Raw genomic sequence first — 14611 nt, 5'->3', positions numbered from 1 at the left:
GAGATTGAGCATTGGTGGTTTGTACTCAAAAATTGGATGCGACAACGCTGGGATGAATTTGATAGCTTTCATGATTGTGTTGATGCTGCTTTTAAGTTTTGTCCTAATGTGTCCCCGTAATGCTATACTGAGCGTAGCTACCGAATTCTCCAAAAATTTGCGGCGAGTAATACACGTTGTCTCCCACTTTGAAATCAGTCACAGCCTCGCCAAGTGCCTCAATCACCCCTGAAACATCAACTCCAAGAATGGCGGGTAATTGAACCAGTTCCTTGTAATCACCCCGCCGAGTTTGGTAATCGACTGGGTTAATCGAGGTTGCACAAACTCTGACTAACACCTGATTCGCCTTCAGTGTTGGTGTAGGAACAGTTTGAATCTCAAACTTGTCAGCATCACCAAACGCAGTTAATACGGCTGCTTTCATAGATTTCATCTGCGCTAACTCTCCTTGATGATTTAGAATAAACAGTGACGGGATTTCGATACCACTTAGCGTATGTAAGTTCCCTCTAACTTCGCAAGTCAGCACCATTTGGTAAGGTAGTTACCGTTTAGTAGCAAATGCAGACATCACAGCCTCGTAGCACACCAACAAAGTTTTCTAGCTCCCAGCCAAGCGTTGCCCATATTGTGGAGCATACGCTTGGCTGTAAATGGATGTTGGAAGTTTTACGCTTAATTCGCGCAGGCATTAACCGTCCAGGAGCAATGACCCGTGCGACCGAGGGATTAACAACCAAGGTTTTGAACGAGCGGTTGTCCGATCTCATTAATTTTGGCGTTGTGGAAAAGATTGCTTATCCTGAAATTCCACCGCGTGTAGAATACAAATTGACAGATTTTGGCGATCGCTTTGTTGACATTCTGGATGTTGTCGACAACTTAGAGGAATATCGTCAAAATCGGCGCTAAATCCTTGAGGTAAGAATTTTGATACGTAAGTTGAAACGTAGCCCGATATGGCGTTGGAGTGGCAAACAGAATTTTTACTGGGTTCATAATTCTCTCATCACCGCTCAATTGTGGGTTAGCTGACCGTGAACACAACACCCATTTAGATTTGTGCCATGCCACCATCGACGAATAGCTCGATGCCGTTGACAAAGCTGCTGTCATCAGAAGCCAGAAATACAACCGCTTTGGCGATTTCGTCGGGCGTGCCGACTCGTCCCAATGGAATATTTTTAGCTTGGCTCTCCACAAATTCTTTCGCCTGCTCTTGACTGAATCCAAACTGATCGTAACCAGGAGTCGGAACCGTGCCAGGACTAATAGCATTCACTCGAATCTGGCGGTCTTTGAGGTCGAGTGTCCAACTGCGGGCAAACGATCGCACGGCAGCTTTAGTTGCACCATACACGCTGAAAGCTGGAGTGCCAACGATAGAAGCAGTTGAGGCATTTAGGATGATGGAAGCGCCCTCTAGCATCAGTGGCAGTGCCTTCTGCACAGTGAAAAGTAGACCTTTGACATTGGTGTTGAAGGTTTTGTCAAAGTGTTCTTCGGCGATCGCTCCGAGCGGGATGGGTTGTCCAACGCCAGCATTCGCAAAGACTATATCCAAGTGACCTTGCTCTTGCTCGATCGTGGCATAAAGTCGATCTAGGTCTGCCAGATTTGAGACATCGCCCTGAATGCCAGTCACGTTCTTACCAATCTTGGTTACAGCAGCATCAAGTTCAGTCTGACGACGACCCGTGATAAAGACATAGGCACCTTCGGCGACAAATCGCCTGGCAGTGGCAAGTCCGATGCCGCTAGTGCCGCCCGTGACAAGTGCAACTTTTCCTGAGAGTTTGTGTGACATAGAGTTCTCCTAGTTGAGTAATGAATTCACAAGGGGGTGACAAACTCGATCAGATTACCGTTATTGTCTTGAATAATACAGAGCCGAATACCCGGATCGGGATAGCTTCCGAGTTCGACAAATGTTTTCACACCACGTCGATTTAATTCAGCAAGAACTGCATCGACATCTCGAACTCGAAAACAAAAATGTCCGATGCCTGTTGTCCTTAATCCTTCACCAAAATTAGTCGCGATCGGCATTCCCGATCGTGCCTGAGTAGAGCCAATAATTTCGATGCGAAAGCCATATACATTGAGATAAGCCAATTTCAGATCTGGGAAAACGTCTACTGTCCATTCATGGACGATCGTCGCATCTAGCTTTTCTTGATACCACTGAAGCGTTTCCTCATAATTCGGTACATTCAAGCAAACATGATCGATTTGCATCGAACTCAGAGGATTTGAGCCTATAGTTGAAGATGTTTGAGTTGAAATTGTCATTTGAATCTCCTATAATTGTGAATGTTCTAGATATTTTAGAGTCTTACCGTGTGAGGGAATAGGGTGCGAGATGTCCGATCGTCGAGCGAAACACATCATCTGGATCGTATTTCTGCTTAAGATCGAGCAATCGCTCATAGTTCGACCCGAAGGCAAGCCGAACGCGCTCCTGTTCTTGCTCATCTAGGAGATTGATGTATCCCCCTTTGAAAGCATAGGGTGCTAGTGCCTGTGAGAGATTCTGTGCCCATTGGATATACCGCTGCTCGTCGTCCTGCTCCCAAGCTGCAATTAGCTCAACCATCAGATGATCCTGACGCAATGCAAAAGCAGTTTCAGACACACCTACCCGACTTGCGGCTCCATGAAAGTGATGGATGTTAATCGCTGAAAATGGAGAAGGCAATGGCAGTCCCTGTTCAATCAGTGCCTTGATCGCTTCAGTCTGCAAGCCGTCAAGCGACTGAGTTTGAATGTAGTAGTGACGACCCTTTGGACTGAACGCATCGTTACTATGAATTAATTCGTGATAAGAAACAGATTGCATCCGATCGACCAGCACTGTACCAAAAGTCCGCAGAGGTGCGATCGCCTGCTCGCCCATTTCGAGCGAACCACAGTAAGTAGGTGAGAGAAACAGCAATGTCTGACCATCGGGTGTTTGAAGAAATCCAGACCGAATCGTCAATTCATCAGGAGCGGTGGCAATGAACTCGTTAAAACGGTGTAACACAGTTCTAGCTTGCTCCAAAGGATAGAGCAGTAAACCCGATAACACGGTTGTGAGCGGATGCAGGCGAAACTCCAGGGAAACAACGACACCAAAATTGCCACCGCCGCCGCGCAGTCCCCAGAGTAGGTCGGCGTTTTCCTCGGCGTTTGCGGCGATAAGCTGCCCGTCAGCAGTGACCAGTTGTGCCGACAGCAAATTATCAGCAGCCAGTCCGTAGGCACCGTTGAGAGGACCATAGCCGCCTCCCAGAGTCAGTCCGGTCATACCCACGCTAGAGATTGTTCCTGTGACGGTTGCTAACCCGTATTTCTGTGCTGCCTCAATCAGGTCGCCAGCCGTTGCTCCAGCTTGAATCTGAGCTGTGCGCTTCTTTGGATCGACGGTAACAGCTTTCATCTGAGACAGATTGATCGCCACGCCATTCTCGATCAGCGATCGTCCGAAAATCTCATGTCCAGCACCTCGAACCGAGAAGGGTAGATGATGCGATCGTGTCCAGCGAATCGTATGAATCACATCTTGTACAGTGAGACAACGAGCGATCGCAGCGGGTTGTGTCTTCACCCTGCCATTCCAGAGTTGACGCACCTGTTCATAATCAGCATCTTGAGGCAGAACAAGCTGTCCTGTGAGCAGTGTTGCCAGATCGTTGAAAGCAGCACTGTGATGGTATGTAGTTGTCATGATTTCTCCTTTTCAGGTCATTGTTCGTTTCACAGTCCCAATAACGCTTGATAGTGAGGCGGAAGGCTATCTCTGAGGCTTTCACAATCATTGAGGCAATTTTGTTCCAACTTTTATCAAATCGGCAGCCTTTTCTCCAATCATAATTGCCGATGCATTTGTGTTTCCTGTGACCATAGTTGGCATAATCGATGCATCAACAACTCGTAACCCTTCAATCCCCCGTACCTTAAGTTGAGGATCGACAACCGCCATTCGATCGATACCCATTTTGCACGTCCCAACAGGATGCCATCCCGTACCACACGTTTGCCGAATATAATCTTCGATTGCTTTGTCGCTATGCACAGAACTTCCTGGAGCAATTTCCTCGCCCCGCAACTCATTAAACGCATCGGAGTCCACAATTTGACGCAAAATTTTAAGTCCTTCAACCATCAATTGCATATCAGATTCTTTCTGAAGATAGTTGACCCGAATCAACGGTGGGTCGAAAGGGGAGGAGGAACGTAATCTTACACTACCACGACTTTCGGGACGGGTGATGTAAAAGGGAAGGGTGAATGCCGGACCTTTATGTGCATACGCAGGATCGACATATAAAATCGGCACAATTGTAAATTGCAAATTAGGTGCTTCATCTAAATTATTGTTGGTATGCAGAAATAACCCAGCCTCTCCCCCATTACTGCTTGGCGCAACGGGTACATCAGTAGTAGCCTGGTAGGCAATAACGGCAAGCGGGTGATCTTGAAGATTCTGTCCGACACCTGGCAAATCAACAACTACAGGAATGCCCAATGCCCGCAGATGTTCAGCAGGTCCAATTCCAGAAAGCATTAGCAGCTTAGGGGAATCGAAGGCACCAGCACTCAAAATAACTTCCAAGTTGACCCTAACTTGATACTCCGTTCCGTTTTGGACATACGTTACCCCTACCGCGCGCTTTCCCTCAAAGAGCAAACGAGTCACCAATACTCCTGTTTGAATGGTCAAGTTGGGGCGCTCTTGAATCGGACGCAGAAATGCTACTGCTGTACTTTGGCGCTTGCCATCTTTCACGGTCACTTGGTAAAGTCCTGCACCTTCCTGCTGTACGCCATTAAAGTCAGGATTTTGCTCATAGCCCTGTGCGATCGCAGCTTCCACAAAGCGTTGCGACACTTTTGCAGGAGAGAGTGGATCTGTGATGCTAAGTGGTCCATCAACTCCGTGAAATAACGATGCTCCTCGCTGCTGGTTTTCCGATTTCTTGAAGTAAGGCAAGACATCCTGATAACTCCAACCAATATTACCTAATGCTTGCCAGTGGTTGTAGTCACGTTCATTGCCTCGGATATAAATCATGCCATTAATCGAACTGCTGCCGCCCAAGACTTTACCGCGTGAAGATAAAATTTTGCGGTTATTTAAGTAAGGTTCCCCTTCAGTTAAGTATGCCCAGTCCACTTCCGAGCCTAAGAGCGTAGTAGGCCACAATGAGGGAATTTGAATTTCTGGCTTGGTGTCAGGACCACCCGCTTCGAGCAGCAATACTTTAGTATTAGGGTCTTCTGTAAGACGGTTGGCAACAACGCAGCCTGCTGAACCAGCGCCAATCACGATATAGTCATATTGAGCCATTTTATGTTTTATATATGTAGTTGTCATAATTTTCCCTTTTCAGGTCATTATTAGTTGAATGATGGCGACATTAGTGGGTTGGCGATTGCAAATTCTGCTGCTAGTCGCGCCCTGCCACAATAATCTTTTCGGCTAAACCGATCGGGTCAGAAAACATAACCTCGTGACTACCGGGCATTTGTACAAGCCGAAATAGCCCCAAGCGGTTAGACATTCTCGGATGCCAACCCCACTGTTCGCCTTGAGGAAGGACATTATCTTCTGTACAGTAGAGGTAACTTTTAGGAATGGGCAGCGAGTAAAACTGCTTCAGGTCTAATTTGTCAATCCACGGTTGATAGGGTTGGGGTGATAATTGTGCATAACTAGATCGAGCAAGTTCCAGGTCAGCATCATTGAGCAGCACTTCTCGCCAAAGCTCAAACGGCAGCATCATTGTATAATCGTCCGATTCTCTAGCTAGAGAGTCAAATAACGCTTGATAATGCGGCGGAAGGCTATCTCTGAGGCTTTCACCATCATTAAGGACAAAAGCATCTAAGAAGATGAGCCGTCTAATGCGATCGCTAACCGCTTCGGTAACTTTCGCAACGATCGTTCCAGCAAAACTATGACCTAAGAGAACAATATCGGTTAAGTCTTTGCCAACAATGTAATCGACGATCGATTGCGTACATTGAGCATGATTAACATTTTTATCTACGCTTTTACCATGTCCGGCGATCGTGGGAGCAAAAGCCAGATGTCCTTTTGCTTCTAGATGGTCAACGACTGCTTGCCAAGCAGAACCATCATGCCACGAGCCATGAACTAAGACAAAAGTTGACATAAAATCCCTCTTTGAATTAGCTTGCTATAAGTCCACCATCCATCAATTGCGAAAGACTGACCTGTTTATGCTACGTCTATGGCGCGGTTGCAGCACGATCGATGAGCTTGGCAACGGCATCTGAATGGGAAACCATCACGACATGGGACGCGCCATTTACAACAACGGTTTCCTTTGAGTTAGCGCGGTTCGCCATGAAAGACAATGCCGATGGAGGAATGTTCAAGTCGCGATCGCCATAGATAAACCAAGACGGGGTAGATTTCCATGCGGGCGCACCAGAGGCTTCGTTCAGCGCGGCTTCCGTAATCGGGCGCTGGGTGCTAGCCATCAGTTGCGCTTCGTTAGCGGGCACATCCGCAGCAAACTGGGCGTGGAACTTGTCCTGCTGAATATAGAGGTCTTTACCACCATCGGCTAGTTCAACTGGTGGCGCGAGTTTTGGTCCGAGCGTGCTGCCTGGATAACGTCCTGAGAGTTCAATGGCAGTCTCGCCCGCCTCAGGAGCGAAGCCAGCAACGTAGACCAGTGCTTTCACGTTCCTGTTACCATTGACGGCATTGGTAATGACCGCGCCTCCGTAAGAATGCCCAACCAGCACGATCGGTCCGTTGATGTCTTTAAGGGCGCTGGCAACATAATCTGCGTCGCTCTTAACGCCGCGCAGAGGATTAGCCACAGCAACCGTCGGATAACCTTTCGCGATTAGCTTCGTCAATACAGCGTTCCAACTAGAAGACTCGGCGAACGCACCATGAACGAACGCGATCGTGGGCTTGTTAACTTGTGCCTTTGCATTACTCATGATAGCTCCTAGAGAAGTAATGGTGAGAGTTCCTAAAAAGAGAGTGATAATCAGAAGCAGGCGGATGTTGTTCTTGAAGTTAAGCATGTTCATCGTGTGATTTCCATTTGAATTGGGATAGTGCTTTCCTTCTGTTTCAACGGCAATTTGTTCAACAAAACAGGCAGAAGCTAGCCATCGGATTAGATAGCTTACTAGCACTAGCAAACAAGTTAGATGTAGATTGAAGCAGGGTTCGGGAAGCCTAATGCCTTGCAGTGTCAATCGTTATGATTAATTCTTCAAGGCTCCAACGATCGCAATAGCGAATTCCGTTAATAAACAGTGCGGGTGCAGTGGTTACTCCGCTCTGGTATCCACTTTCAATAGCTTCGTTAATGCGATCGACGTGCCTTTGCTTAGATATATCTTGCAGAAATTGGGAGATATCGAGTCCTAAACGATCAGCATACTCCACCAGGTAGCCATTATCCAACGCATGTTGATGGGTGAATAGCATCTCATGCATCCGCCAAAATTGTCCCTGCGCTGCTGCGGATTCCGCCACTTCCGCTGCCTTTTGTGCTTGAGGATAGATTGAGTTCTCGATAAAATGACGAAACACGACACATAGCCGATTCTCCTCAGGAAATACAGAATTGAAATATTGTTGAATTGCCTGAACCAACCGATGCACTTCCCTACACTGAGGAGATTGATAGTTTCCATATTCCACGAGTACGATTGGGGCAGTGAGCGTCCCCTGGTAGTGATCGCGTTGTGAAGGTGGAACAAAGAGTTGATTTGCATTACTATCTTGATTCACCGGACTTTCTAGCAAAAAGGATTTCTCATGACATTGGGGGATTGCCATGACTCATATCTGAGATTTCTTCTATTGAAATGCTTGAACCTCGCCTTGTTATTGACCTGTTATTGGTATGACTTCATCCTATGTAATTAACGCCGTGCTGTCGCCAACTCAGAGTTGAGTGTTTGCAGAGATGAAACGGCAGTTGCAACCTATCTCTACAGCGAATCCGCAACCGAACTTAAGTTCAGTCACAACTTGGTGAGTCCTCGCTTCAATGCTTTGACAACGGCTTGAGTGCGATCGCTCACGCCCAATTTGCTCAAGATTCGGTTGATGTGGAATTTGACCGTACTTTCAGTAATATTCAAAGCAGCACCAATGTCATGATTGCTTAGACCATCTGCCATTAGATGAACTATCTCTTGCTCTCGTTGGGTCAACTCTGGATCTTTCATCCGCTGTACTAGCTTGGCAGCAACTTCAGGCGGGATATATTGTCGCCCACTGTGAACAATATGAATGGCATTGAGGAGTGCATCCGGCTCAGCATCCTTGAGCAGATAACCTTTGGCTCCAGCGTGTAGCCCTCGATAAATATCTTCGTCACCATCATACGTGGTCAGAATAATAATGCGGGCACGGGCAAATTCAGCACAGATAGCCAAGGTTGCATCAACGCCACTCATTTGCGGCATCCGTAGATCCATCAAGGTAATATCGGGCTGTAATTGTCGATATTGGTCGATTGCTTCCTGCCCGTTACCCGCCTGCCCCACCACCGTCATGTCTAGCTCATTTTCAATCATCGCAGCCAGTCCTTGGCGGACAATGGAGTGATCGTCAACAATCAAAATGCGGATTAATACAGACTGACTCATACGCCTGCCTCCCGATGCACAGATACAATTACTTCTGTTCCCTGCCCTGGCTGACTGTCAATTGAAAGCTGTGCCCCAATGCGCTCCGCTCGTTCACTCATTCCTAGTAAGCCGAACCCCTGACTTAGAGTTATGTTGCTAACTTCAAACCCTTGTCCATCGTCTTTAATTCGCAAGCAGCATTGGGTGGATTCATAGACTAATTCAATCCGGATCTCGTTCGCATGAGCATACTTAATTGCGTTTGTGAATGCTTCCTGTCCAATTCTTAGTAAATTATTTTCAGTGTCAGGGGGCAGTGCATAAGGCGTACCAACAATCTCACAAATCAAGCAGGTTTCAGTTGAAGATTGCATACTAGAGATAAATTGCTTCAGCGCCGTCCATAGGTTGCCCTCTTCCAGTAATTGGGGACGCAGTGCCGTAACGGATCGTCGAGCCTCTGTCAGACCACTGCGAGCCAGATCGCGCACGATCCCAATATGCGTTGGTATTGCTTCTGGGTTAGTTCTTGCTAATCGAGAAATAGCCCCCATGTGAACCAGAATGCCTGTAAACGCCTGAGCGAGTGTGTCGTGAATCTCTCGTGCCATGCGGTTACGTTCTTCCAAAATCGAGGCGGCTTCTGCTTGCTTTTGCAGCGTAATATCTCGCGCTAACCACATCACCTGCTCACCTTGAATCGGGGCAATGTGAGCCGAAAACCAGATTTCTTGCCCAGCAATGCGGTGACTGTATTCAACAGTGAGGACTTGTTGAGTTCTCAGCACCTGCTGAATGCAATTTAGAAATTCATCGGCTTGTTCTTTGGCAAAAAGTTGATGCAGCGTTTTGCCAGTACACTCTTCTGCATAGGACGAATCTCCTTGAATCGTACAGATCATTTGCCCCTTAGCATTGAAGATAGATATTGGATCGGGGATGGCTGAAAAGAGCGCCCGCAGTTCTGCTTCAGAAGATTGCAACGCGGCTTCTGCCTGTTTGCGATCGCTGATATCTGTAACCACACCTTCCATGCATCCATCGGTTGCATTCAGATGAAAAGAGTAAAGTCCCCAAAATGCTGTGCCATCTCGTTTTCGCATCTGAATTTCAACGTTTTGCAGGTCACCATAACGCTTGAGCAATTCAACAACTTGTTGGCGATCTCTGAGATTTACATAATGATCTGTGGAATGTACGATCCCAATCATCTCATCGGGTGAATTAAAGCCTAACAGATCCGCAAGGCGTTGATTGGCATCGAGACTTAATCCATCCGAGAGGCGAGTTCGGAAGATGCCGACCTGGGAGTTTTCAAAGATATTGCGAAACTTGGCTTCACTGCGCTGTAGGGCTTCTTCTGCCTGTTTACGATCGCTAATTTCCTGTTGCAGGGCTTGAGTTCGTTCTTCTACTTCGATCTCCAGTGTTTCAGAATAGTTTTCTAACCGCTCGTACAATCGAGCATTTTCCAGTGAAATAGCTGCCTGAGCAATCAACAGTTTGAGAACTTCCAGGCGATCGCTGGTAAACACTCCGGTACTAAGATTGTTTTCCAGATAAAGAATTCCGATCTGTTTGCTTTGTTTGAAAATTGGCATACAGAGGAGCGATCGCGTTTGTTGGTGTTGAATATAGGGATCGGTTAAAAAAGACGGTTCGCTGACTGCATCATCAAACACCAGAGTGTTAGATGTGCGTTCTACCGAGTGAATGACGGAGATAGGAATTGTTGCACAGCTAGCAACAGCGATCTTTTTCAGGTCGCACTGTCTACTTCTGCTGCATTGAGCCACTACAGTGAGCCGATCGCCGTCTTCCAGGAGAATCAGAGCGCCTGTTTCAGCTCCGGCATTTTCTATCACTACCTGCATCAACGTGGCAATTAATCGCTCGAGATGGATCGTTTCTGAGAGAGCTTGAGCCGCTTTCATCACCGCCGCCAAATCGATCGCCGCAGTCGGACGACGGATCGTTTCATCGGTCACGATTGAATGTGATTGCCGAACTAGGTTGGTGTTGAGGAGTTGTGGATAGCGTTTTTCTAAGTCTTTTACTTTAGCGGTTGCGCCCCAGCGATCGTAGCAATAATAAGCCTCTTTCATGTAGGTTCGGGCGATTTTATCTCTACCACGAGAGAGATAAAATTTGGCAGCTAGCTCATAGGCTAATGCTTCTTCTTGAATGAACTCATGCTCAGAAGCACCCGATATCGCTCGTTCATAAAACTCCTCTGCCTCAAGAAATTGCCCTTTTACCCGCGCTTTCTCAGCCTCGACCAGATAAAACTTATGTAGATAATTCATTGGAGCATGTTCTGCCCATTTCTGCATCTTTTCTTGGTTGGCGTTAACACTACTTAGCCAAGCTGCTCTTTGAGAGTTTGAAGCATTGAGCGGTAGGCTCAAAAGCGCCAGAGAATGATACAAACAGAATAAAGGCAAAACTTTTATTGCTGTCACCTCTTCAAAGTGTTGCCTTGCCAAAACAGCGGTTTGTACAGCTTGATAATATTCTCCAAATAGATAACACAGTATAATTTTATATAAATAGAAGCGGCTAATTCCAGTTCCATCTTTAACTGCAATAGCATGTGATAACGCCTGCTCTTCATCACATACACTACCCATTAAACGGCTGGGATTTTCAGACCTATCTAACAAATTAAGAATTGTCTGCCACAACATTGCAATCCAATGCGAGGGGCTTTCTCGTCTAATTTCACCGATTGCTTTGCTGTAGTTTGCTGTTTTTTGTTCTAGTTGGGTGAGTTCCTCACCAGCAAAAAACGAGTTATAGCATACGTTATAGGCAGCATAACCAGCAAATTCAAAGTCTCCAGTTTCCACTCCACTTTGATAGGCATCAGCCAGCATTGGTATTGTGTTTCTAAGATGCACCTTCCAGTGCATGATGTGGGCACCCGAAAACATTAATGCTTTAGCCTTTCCTTTTTGGGTATTCAATCGTTCTGCCAAACTCAGAGCCATTTTGCCGAACTTATAACCGAGTTCAATGTCTTGAACAACTCCACATAGAATAAACCCGTAGACAGCATAATACAGTGATGACCAGATAGCATTACCGTAGTTGATTGATAAATTTAGCGTTTTGCAAGTAATCAGTATTACCAGTGCTGGTGATACGATAAATGCAGCAGCCCCCATATTCGCTAGGATTGACATTGCTGCTAGCGCTTCTGGTGCAGTCATCTCTGGTAAATTAATCAAGTCTTCGATTTCTCGTTCAGCGAGTAGTGCAGTAGTTAACTCCAATTCCCTTTGAACATCTACCTGACTTGGATTTTCTGTTAAATCTATTCCCAGGAGCTTTAACACTTCCGAGCCAATTTTTAGTGCTGATTTCAGGTTGCCCTGTGACAAATATCTCTGAATTCTGCTATCGTAGACCTGCACTTTGTCGATCGCTGTTTTAGCGCGATTGAGTACCACTTCTACCAATTGTTCCATCTCACTAAAGCGGCCGTGAAGATATGCCGCTTCTGCTGCCTCTGAGTACAGCGCCAAGGTGAGGTCATACTCGTGCCAACTCTCTGAGTTGAGGAGTTTAAGCCCTATATTGAAATACTGAAGCGCTGCTTCATAAGCGGTTGCTGATTTGGCTTTCTGACCTGCGATTAAATTTAATTTTGTAATTTCAGTTCGTGATGCGCGATCGCTAACCAACTCAATTCCATAATTAAGATGATCGACAATTTCAAACAGTCGTTTCGATCGCTGCTCTAGTGAAGTTTTTTCGAGTAAATTGCGACCAATTTGGAGATGAACGACTTGTTTTTGAGATTCATCAATTAAAGCATAAGCAGCTTGCTGTACGCGATCGTGCAAAAACTTATACTCTTGAACTAACAAATCCTCGTCTAATTCAGATAAAGGTTGAATTAATCCAGCATGTATTGCAGCTAGTAAATTTTGGAAAATCACTTTAGGTGTTTTTTCACAAACGATCGCTAAAGTTTCTAAGTCGAATTGGGAGCCAACACAAGCGGCTAAGCGGAGAATTTGCCGTGTTTCTTCTGGCAATTTCTTCAACTGGAGCAGCAGCAGTTCTACCACATTATCGGTTATATTTCGGGCTTGAATTTGAGTAGTATTCCACTGCCAGCTTAAGTGTTCCGCGTTAAAGGTCAGAAGATTTTCGCTATACAGCATTCGCAAAAACTCACCAACAAAGAAAGGGTTGCCCTCGGTTTTACGTAACACTAATTGGGCTAAATCACGAACGGTGTCAGGATTACGATTTAGCGTCTCGGCAATCAACTGACTCAACGATTCTAACGTTAAGGGTGTCAAGATTATCTCCTGAAGCACTGCCCCCCCTTTTCGCAGTCCTAAGAGCGTCAATGCCAGTGGATGCGTTGAATGCACTTCATTATCTCGATATGCGCCAATCAAAAATAGATATGGGGTTTGATCGCCCTGTAAGATTAACTCGATTAATTTCAGTGTTGCAGAGTCGATCCACTGTAGATCATCTAAGAAAATGACTAGGGGATGCTCCTTTGAACAAAACACTCGCGTAAACTTTTGAAAAGTTAGATTGAAGCGATTTTGAGCTTCGGTTGCTCCAACAGAGGGTACGGGTGGCTGCTTGCCAATAATTAACTCAACTTCAGGGATGACATCAATAATAATTTGTCCGTTGCTTCCCAATGCTGTCAGCAGGCGAGTTCTCCACTGTTGCAACTGCTCGTCTGGTTCACCCAATAGTTGCTGTACCAATTTTTGCAGGGCATCGACAATTGCACTGTAGGGAATATTGCGCTCAAACTGGTCAAATTTGCCCCAGATAAAATAGCCGTGCTTTGCCGTGATGGGTTTATAAAGTTCCTGTACTAATGCTGTTTTGCCAACTCCAGAATAGCCAGAGACTAGCATCATTTCGACTTTGAATTGAGCATTGTCTTCATTCCCCCTGAGGGCTACTCTATCAAACGCCGCTAATAATGCTCCAATCTGGGCTTCTCGTCCATACAGTTTTTGGGGAATGTGAAACTGCCCCGAAAAATCTTGAAGACCTAATTGGCTGCAATCGATGCGACCGCTTTGAGCAAATTGGCGATCGCACATTTCTAAATCTGCTTTAATTCCCCAAGCACTCCCATAGCGATCTTCCGCATTTTTCGCTATCAATTTCATGATGATGTCTGAGACTGGTCTGGGGATCGCTGCATTCAATTCGTGAGGGGGAATAGGCGATTTGGCAACATGGCAATGAACTAGCTCTAGTATGTCTGTTGTCGGGAATGGTAGTTGTCCGGTAAGCAATTGGTAGAATGTTACGCCGAGCGAGTAAAAATCAGTGCGGTAATCGAGCCAACGATTCATCCGCCCCGTTTGCTCAGGAGAGATGTAGGCAAGCGTACCTTCTAATACATGAGGACTTTTAAAGGTGGCATTTGTGCGGTTAAATCGGGTGGCAATGCCAAAATCAATAATTTTGATAACGCCAGTATTCAAATTAAGGACGATGTTGCCAGGATTGATATCTTTGTGGACGAGCTTTGCGTGATGAATTCTGCCCAGAATCTCTGTAATGTCAATGGCTAATCGAAAGAAATTGACTAATGGCATTGGGCAGAATATCTCTGAACGTTGGCGCATCCATCTTTCGATAGATTCTCCTCCAAAATCTTCTAAGAGAGTGGCGATCGTGCGTTGATAGTTTTGTTGGCTGTATGCCTTTACAACTCCTGGGACATTTAGGGAGCGGGTAATTTCATATTCCTGTCTATAGCGGGTTAATTCTTGCGGAGATGGGTAATCTTGCTTGAGCAGTTTGACGACGATCGCCAGCCCGTCTTACTCTCTAATGCCTCGATACACTAGAGATGCCGCACTCTCATAAATTTTGCTATTGATGGCGACTCCAGGTAGGGCAATCATACAACTCTCTGCCGATGAGTGTCATCACTTGTATCATTATCATAAATTATATTATTCGTGTCGTTTGCCAAATTCCCAAAAAT

Annotated in this window: 10 protein-coding genes and 2 pseudogenes; 2 read left to right on the top strand and 10 right to left on the bottom strand. The window is 46.0% G+C overall.

Annotated elements, in window-relative coordinates:
• Nucleotides 1-120: pseudogene (locus UH38_RS26510) on the top strand (IS630 family transposase); the annotation flags it as partial.
• Here the strand turns inward: UH38_RS26510 and UH38_RS23525 are convergent.
• Nucleotides 119-436 (bottom strand): annotated as a pseudogene (locus UH38_RS23525) (alcohol dehydrogenase catalytic domain-containing protein); the annotation flags it as partial. The pseudogenes UH38_RS26510 and UH38_RS23525 sit on opposite strands and share 2 nt — an antisense overlap.
• Nucleotides 437-564: 128 nt before the next feature.
• Between UH38_RS23525 and UH38_RS23520 the strand changes: the two are divergent.
• Nucleotides 565-915, top strand: a complete 351-nt coding sequence (locus UH38_RS23520) for a winged helix-turn-helix transcriptional regulator (RefSeq protein ID WP_045057144.1) — start codon at nucleotides 565-567, stop codon at nucleotides 913-915.
• A gap of 142 nt (nucleotides 916-1057) precedes the next feature.
• On the opposite strand, the gene UH38_RS23515 is transcribed toward UH38_RS23520, so the two are convergent.
• The 9 genes from UH38_RS23515 to UH38_RS23475 form a co-directional block, all read right to left on the bottom strand.
• On the bottom strand, nucleotides 1058-1810 hold the full coding sequence (locus UH38_RS23515) for a glucose 1-dehydrogenase (RefSeq protein ID WP_045057143.1): 753 nt from the start codon (nucleotides 1808-1810) through the stop codon (nucleotides 1058-1060).
• 26 nt (nucleotides 1811-1836) lie between these two features.
• Nucleotides 1837-2295 (bottom strand): VOC family protein, encoded by a 459-nt coding sequence (locus UH38_RS23510; RefSeq protein WP_045057142.1) that lies wholly within the window; start codon nucleotides 2293-2295, stop codon nucleotides 1837-1839.
• Between the two features lie 43 nt (nucleotides 2296-2338).
• Nucleotides 2339-3712: an FAD-binding oxidoreductase gene (locus UH38_RS23505; protein ID WP_045057141.1), complete on the bottom strand. Its 1374-nt coding sequence runs from the start codon at nucleotides 3710-3712 to the stop codon at nucleotides 2339-2341.
• 87 nt (nucleotides 3713-3799) lie between these two features.
• On the bottom strand, nucleotides 3800-5335 hold the full coding sequence (locus UH38_RS23500; protein ID WP_045057140.1) for a GMC family oxidoreductase: 1536 nt from the start codon (nucleotides 5333-5335) through the stop codon (nucleotides 3800-3802).
• Nucleotides 5336-5435: 100 nt separating this feature from the next.
• Nucleotides 5436-6164: an alpha/beta hydrolase gene (locus tag UH38_RS23495; RefSeq protein ID WP_045057139.1), complete on the bottom strand. Its 729-nt coding sequence runs from the start codon at nucleotides 6162-6164 to the stop codon at nucleotides 5436-5438.
• Between the two features lie 76 nt (nucleotides 6165-6240).
• Complete coding sequence (locus UH38_RS23490) at nucleotides 6241-7062, bottom strand: alpha/beta fold hydrolase (RefSeq protein WP_045057138.1); 822 nt, start codon at nucleotides 7060-7062, stop codon at nucleotides 6241-6243.
• 151 nt (nucleotides 7063-7213) lie between these two features.
• A complete protein-coding gene (locus tag UH38_RS23485) occupies nucleotides 7214-7822 on the bottom strand; it encodes a DsbA family protein (RefSeq protein WP_200892599.1) in 609 nt (202 codons plus the stop codon).
• Nucleotides 7823-8010: 188 nt separating this feature from the next.
• Nucleotides 8011-8640, bottom strand: coding sequence for a response regulator (locus UH38_RS23480; protein ID WP_045057137.1), 630 nt, complete (start codon nucleotides 8638-8640; stop codon nucleotides 8011-8013).
• Nucleotides 8637-14420 (bottom strand): AAA family ATPase, encoded by a 5784-nt coding sequence (locus tag UH38_RS23475; protein WP_235355393.1) that lies wholly within the window; start codon nucleotides 14418-14420, stop codon nucleotides 8637-8639. Before UH38_RS23475 ends, UH38_RS23480 begins: the two co-directional genes overlap by 4 nt.
• Nucleotides 14421-14611: the final 191 nt, after the last annotated feature.

This window comes from Aliterella atlantica CENA595 (assembly GCF_000952155.1).
Lineage (GTDB): Bacteria > Cyanobacteriota > Cyanobacteriia > Cyanobacteriales > Chroococcidiopsidaceae > Aliterella > Aliterella atlantica.
This window is presented reverse-complemented; position numbering and strand designations above follow the sequence as displayed.